This is a genomic window from Bacillus coahuilensis m4-4 (assembly GCF_000171615.1).
Taxonomy (GTDB): domain Bacteria; phylum Bacillota; class Bacilli; order Bacillales; family Bacillaceae_K; genus Bacillus_T; species Bacillus_T coahuilensis.
In genome coordinates, this window is sequence record NZ_ABFU01000088.1 from 1 (window position 1) to 2,374 (window position 2,374).

A 2,374-nucleotide genomic window follows, 5' to 3' on the forward strand; every position below is an offset into this window, starting at 1 on the left:
CCCAAGTGTATGGAATGTCCTTCTTTATTGATTCACCTATAAAAATACTCTCTCTTTAAACTGACTCAACTTTTCAAGTGACGTCTTCTCTACACTCTCATGCAGAGAGTGACCGTGAGATCCCATTGTCACTACTGCTGTGAACCCTTCAACTTCTAAGTGCCACATGCTTCAGGGAATTCCGAATTCCATCAGATCCACACCTTTAACTTCTTTGATACAGTCAGCGTAGTATTGAGCCGCTCCGCCGATTGCATTCAAATATACTCCGCCGTGTTCTTCTAGTGCTTTGAGAGTTTTAGCCCCCATGCCGCCTTTACCAATAACAGCTCGAATGCCAAATTTCTTCATGATATCTCCTTGATAGGGTTCCTCACGAATACTTGTGGTTGGGCCAGCCGCTTTTACATGCCATACGCCGGCTTCGTCCTTTAACATGACTGGGCCACAGTGATAAATAATTTGACCGTCAAGATCAATTGGAGCCTCGTGGTCTGATAAATGTTTGTGGATCGCATCACGTCCGGTGTACATCATGCCGTTAATTCTCACAACATCTCCCACTTTTAAGGAACGAATCTTTTCTTCTGTAATAGGCGCTTCTAGTTCAACAATCGTTGTAGCCTCTTCTTCAATGGTTGCCGCTGTTTCCGCTGCTGCTACACTCGTTAGGTCCGGTTTGTCTCCTTCTTGGTACATCCAGTCTGTGATTCTACCTGATTCCGGATCCATTTTTACCCCTAACCTTCTGAAAGCCCAGCAGTTGTATGCAACAGATACGAAAAAGCTCGCTGGGATGCGGTTCATGACACCAATTTTACAGCCTAAAAGGGTGGTCTCTCCTCCAAAGCCCATGGTTCCAATCCCTAGCTCGTTCGCGTTATTCATTACGTATTCTTCTAGCTTTCGTAGGTCTTCATGTGGGTTTACATCGTCTGCTGAACGGAACAGTTGCTCCTTCGCTAAATCGTATCCTGAGGAGCGGTCTCCGCCAATTCCTACACCAATAAATCCGGCTGAACATCCTTGACCTTGAGCTTGATAGACGGAATGCATAATACATTTACGGATACCGTCTAAATCACGTCCCGCACGACCTAAGCCTTCTAGTTCACAAGGTAAGCTGTATTGGATATTTTTATTTTCACACCCTCCACCCTTTAAAATCAGGCGAGCGTCAATATAGTCTTTCTCCCATTGCTCGAACTTAATGACAGGTGTACCTGCACCTAAGTTGTCACCGCTATTGGCCCCCGTTAATGAATCCACCGAGTTTGGACGAAGCTTCCCGTTCTTTGTTGCAAGCTGAATCGCTTCAAAGATCGCTTCTTTTAATTGTAATTGATTGACACCAATTGGCGTTTTAATCTTAAACGTCGGCAATCCTGTATCCTGACAAATAGGCGACACTTGGTCGTCTGCCATTTTAATATTCGTTGAAATCGTGTCTAAGCTCATTGCCGAACGAGTGCCTGCGTTTTCGCGCTCTTTCGCCAATTTTATGGATCGCCTCACATCCCTTGGTAGATTCGTAGACGTCTCCACCACAAGCTCGTACATACTTTTCACCAACAATTCCATATTCATGAACGATTTCCCCCTCGTTTTCCCTTTGCATGGTCTATATATTCTCCTTCTATTATACTGCCATAGCTTGCTAGAAGAAAGAGGAAGGTGAAAACGGTTTCTTTATCTATAAAAAAACAGACCCGATTAACTGAGTCTGCCGTTTCTTAGATTATTTTGTTGATTCCATTAACTTCTTCGCTTCTTCAGCTGTATGGTTCATCACATTACCAATAACCACATTGTCATCTGTCAAGGTTTCGACCGTTGCACTCATTTCCTCAAGTGCCGCACTTGCCTCTTCAATAATCGCAGCTAGTTCTGACGTTGATTTTTCCACTTCTTGAGAGTTACGTAGAACAGAGCGCGTAACATCATCCGTTGCATGAAACTCTTGACCAATTCGATTAACTCTTGCCTTTAATTGATCGAAATAGGAAACCACTTCATTAACCGAAACTAGCATACGTTCCATACTTTCGTCACTCGCCTGCATTTTACCTAGAGTTAAACGGTTCTCTTCGTTTACTTCTTTTAGGTTACGAGTAATGCTCTCAGCAGTCGAATTGGTTACTTCAGCAAGCTTACGAATTTCTTCTGCTACAACAGAGAAGCCTTTACCTGCTTCACCGGCACGTGCTGCCTCCATACTAGCATTAAGAGCTAAAAGATTTGTTTGTTCTGAGATCTGCTTAATGCTATCAGAGAAAGTATTGGTCTCTTGAATCTTTTCACTTAATGTATGCAAGATTAAATTCAATTCTTTAACAAATGTTTGAATGTCTTTGGCTTCACCGTAGAACGACGT

1 protein-coding gene and 1 pseudogene are annotated in these 2,374 nt (G+C 43.2%); both read right to left on the reverse strand.

Features of this window, described 5'->3' with window-relative positions:
• Positions 1-36: 36 nt before the first annotated feature.
• Positions 37-1,581: pseudogene (locus M44_RS24410) on the reverse strand (fumarate hydratase).
• A gap of 157 nt (positions 1,582-1,738) precedes the next feature.
• Positions 1,739-2,374 (reverse strand): methyl-accepting chemotaxis protein (locus tag M44_RS18740; RefSeq protein WP_010176215.1); only part of this gene is annotated, 636 nt, incomplete at its 5' end.